General features: G+C 67.8%; 3 protein-coding genes. All 3 read right to left on the reverse strand.

What is annotated here, in order from left to right:
- Positions 1-780: GspE/PulE family protein (locus tag LQR33_RS12450; protein WP_231469178.1), on the reverse strand; the 780-nt coding region annotated here is incomplete at its 3' end.
- The gene (gene gspD / locus LQR33_RS12455) at positions 777-2,909 is read right to left on the reverse strand and encodes a type II secretion system secretin GspD (RefSeq protein WP_221664077.1); all 2,133 of its coding nucleotides are present in this window, start codon (positions 2,907-2,909) and stop codon (positions 777-779) included. The genes gspD and LQR33_RS12450, both read right to left, overlap by 4 nt.
- 9 nt (positions 2,910-2,918) lie before the next feature.
- Positions 2,919-3,459: type II secretion system protein N (locus tag LQR33_RS12460; RefSeq protein ID WP_231469180.1), on the reverse strand; the 541-nt coding region annotated here is incomplete at its 5' end.

Here is a 3,459-nt window from a genome sequence, read left to right on the forward strand (position 1 = left end):
GCCGGAGCCGGTGGGGCCGGTAACCAGCAGGATGCCGTGCGGCTGGCGGATCAAGGTGTCCACCGAGGCCAGCGTGTCGGCGGCCATGCCCAGCGTGGCCAGGTCCAGCTTGGCGTTTTCCTTGTCCAAGAGACGCAGCACCACCCGCTCGCCGTGGCTGGTCGGCAGCGTCGACACCCGCACGTCCACCGGCCGGCCGCCCAGACGCAGCGAGATGCGGCCGTCCTGCGGGATGCGCTTCTCGGCGATGTCCAGGTTGGCCATGATCTTGATCCGCGACACCATCGCCGCGTGCAGCGCGCGATGCGGGCTGACCACGTCGCGCAGCGTGCCGTCCAGGCGGAAGCGCACGGTGGATCGATCCTCGAAGGCTTCGATGTGGATGTCGGACGCGCCGTCGCGCAGCGCCTGGGTGAGCAGCGCGTTGATCATGCGGATGATGGGCGCGTCGCCCTCGCTTTCCAGCAGGTCCTCCACCGTCGGCAAGGACTCGACCATCTGGTTCAGGTCCATGTCCTGCCCGATGTCGTCCACCATCTCCGCCGCCGCGCCGTCGCGGCTGGCGTAGTGCTCGGACAGGCGCTTCTCGAACTGGGAGGCCGTCAGCGTCTCCACGCCCGACAGCTCGCCGCCGTGCACCCGCAGCGCCTCGGCCCAGGCCGCCGGCTTGGCGTCCTCGCGCAGCAGCAGCACCCGGCCGACCTCGCCGTCCAGCAGGATGACCCCGTTGGCGCGGGCGAAGGGAAAGGGCAGCAGCGTCGCGAACTTGGCTTGCATCATTGCTTGGCCTTGGCGTTGTCTTCCGACTTGTTCAGCGCATCCAGCGCGTTCAGCGCGCCGTGGATGCTGCCGGCCGCCGGCGCCTTCAGTTGATCGTTCAGGCTCAGCGGCAGCTTGCGGCCCTCATTCCGCGTCGCGTCGTCCATCACGTAGCCGTAGCGCTCGCCGGCCACCGCGCGGTTGCCGATCTCGTCGCGAATGATGGTGGGGCGGATGAAGATCATCAGGTTGGTCTTCTTGCGCTCCTTGCCCTGGTACTTGAACAGGTTGCCGATGACCGGGATGTCGCCCAGCAGCGGCACCTTGTCCTCGGCGTTGCTCGTGGTTTCCTGGGTCAGCCCGCCCAGCGCCACCAGGCCGCCGTCGCCGACCGTCACCACCGTGTCCAGCGTGCGGCGGTTGAAGGTGGGGCCGGCCGCCGCGTTCAGCGTGGTGGCGTCGATGGAGTCGGCCGCCTGGCTGATCTTCATGCGGATGGTGCCGCCTTCGGAGATCTGCGGCGTGATCTTCAGGCCGAAGCCCACCGTCTTGCGGTCATACGTATTGTAAGGCGCATTGGAGGTGCCGCTGGAACCCGCCGGATAGGAGGCGCTGAGCACCCCGATCTCCTGGCCGATCACGATCTTGGCTTCCTCGTTGTCCATCGTCACCAGTTGCGGGCTGGCCACCAGATTGCCTTGCGCCTCCTGCTCCAAGGCCTGGGCCAGCAGGCCGAGCGTCGGAATCTGCTGCCCGCCCACGGTGATGGTGTTGATGATGGCGGCGGTCAAACCGCCGCCGGTCAGGCTGTTGACCAAGCCCGACAACGGCGAGGTCGGCGTCGCGCCGCCGCCTCCCGGCACGATGGACGGGGAAGGGCCGGGCAGGCTGTTGCCGATCAGGCCGTTGCCATGCACATTCGCCGCCCACTGCACGCCGATCTTGGTGGTGCGGCTGGCGGTCACTTCCATCACCAGCGCCTCGACGTAAACCTGGGCCCGGCGCTTATCCAGCAGGTCGATCACATTGCGCAGATTCTGGTACATCGGATCCGGCACGTTGAGGATCAGCGCGTTGCTGTTGCTGTCGGCCTGGATCATCGTGCCGATGCCGGCGCCGGACGGCGCGGAAGACGAGGACGAGGAGGCCGCCGCGGCCGCTCCCGCGTCCGGCGACGACACCGGATTCTGGGCCGAAGCGCCGCTGCCGCTGCCGGCACCGGTGGAAGATGGCATCAGGCTCGCGCTGCCCCCGGTAGACGTTGCGGTATTGATCGTGCTGCGCGTCTGCACCGGGCTGCCCTCGCTGGCCAGCAACAGCCGCAGCGTTTTGGCCACCTCGGACGCCTGGGCGTTCTTCAAGTAGACCACCCGCACATTGGAGCCGGCCTGGCTGGGCTGGTCCAGCACCTTGAGCAGGCTCTTGACCTTGCCGATCTTGCCCGGGGTATCGGCGCGCACCATCAGCACGTTGGCGCGCGCGTCGGCCAGGATGGTGGTCTTGCCGCCGTCGGCGCCGCCTTCCTGCATCAGCTTGTTCAGCGAATTGGCAAGCTCCACCGCGGAGCCGAACAGCACCGGCATCACCACGGTATCGCCCGCCGCCGCCGACTCCACCGACTCGATGATGGATTCGATGCGCTGGATGTTGTCCGCGTAGTCGGTGACGATCAGCGCATTGGACTGCGGATAGGCGGCCACCGTGTTGTTGGGCGACACCAGCGGCCGTATCACCGGCACCAGCTGGTTGGCGTTGCTGTTTTTCAGCGCGAACACCTTGGTGATCAGCCGGTCGCCGTCGCCGCGCGGAATGCTCTTGCTCGCCTTGGCGTGCAGCTTGGCGTCCGCTTCCGGCACGATCTTGATCACGCCGTTGCCCTCCACCGCGGAAAATCCCTGCAGGCGCAGCGACGACAGCAGCACCTGGTAGGACAGCGCGCGCGGCACCGGCCGGCTGGAAACGATGTTGACCGTGCCCTTGACGCGCGGATCGATGATGAAGTTCTTGCCGCTGATCTCGCCTATCGCCTTGACCACGGTTTCGATGTCGGCATTGACGAAGTTGAGCATGACCGTATCGTTTTGCGGCGCGGCGAGCAGATTGCAACTGTAAACCAGGGCCAGGGCGGCGACGAGCTTGGAAATTCGCATTGCACTCTCTTATTGGCGAATCATCGCGGCAGGATCCACCGCGGGTTGAGGCTGGGCATCGGGTACGGCGTTCTGGCCCGGAATCGGAATGGGTACGGCGCCGGGCATGGGCTGGGCCGGCTGCATCGCGGGAGGCTGCGACGGCGCGGATTGCTGCATGTCGCCGCCGCCTCCGCCGCTCTGGCGCTGCAGCGGAACGAACTGCTCGTTGCCGCCGGAGCGCAAAGTGACGCCATTGGGCGCGACCTTGACCAGCTCCCAGCCGTCGGGCGTCTGCTTGCCCTGCAACAGCGGCTCGGGGTGGCCGTTGCTGTCGATGATGGCGAAGCCCTGCACGCCGTCGCGGCTGGGCGCGTACACGCCCAACAGCCGGACCGGCGGCAAAGCCGCCACCGGCTGCTGCGGCGCCTCGCCGAACCAATGCCCCTGCGCGGCCGCGGCCGCGGCGGCCTGCGGCTGGGCCGGCGCCAGATCTCGGTAGCCGGGCGCGGAAGGCGCGAGCAGCGCGCTCAACTGCTGGCCCAGCCAAAAAGCGGCCAGTCCCAGCGCC

It is taken from the genome of Chromobacterium piscinae, from assembly GCF_021129175.1.
Classification (GTDB): domain Bacteria; phylum Pseudomonadota; class Gammaproteobacteria; order Burkholderiales; family Chromobacteriaceae; genus Chromobacterium; species Chromobacterium piscinae.

Coding starts and splice junctions, on each gene's coding strand:
- gspD (WP_221664077.1), bottom strand. CDS start 2,909: ATGCGAATTTCCAAGCTCGTCGCCGCCCTGGCCCTGGTTTACAGTTGC.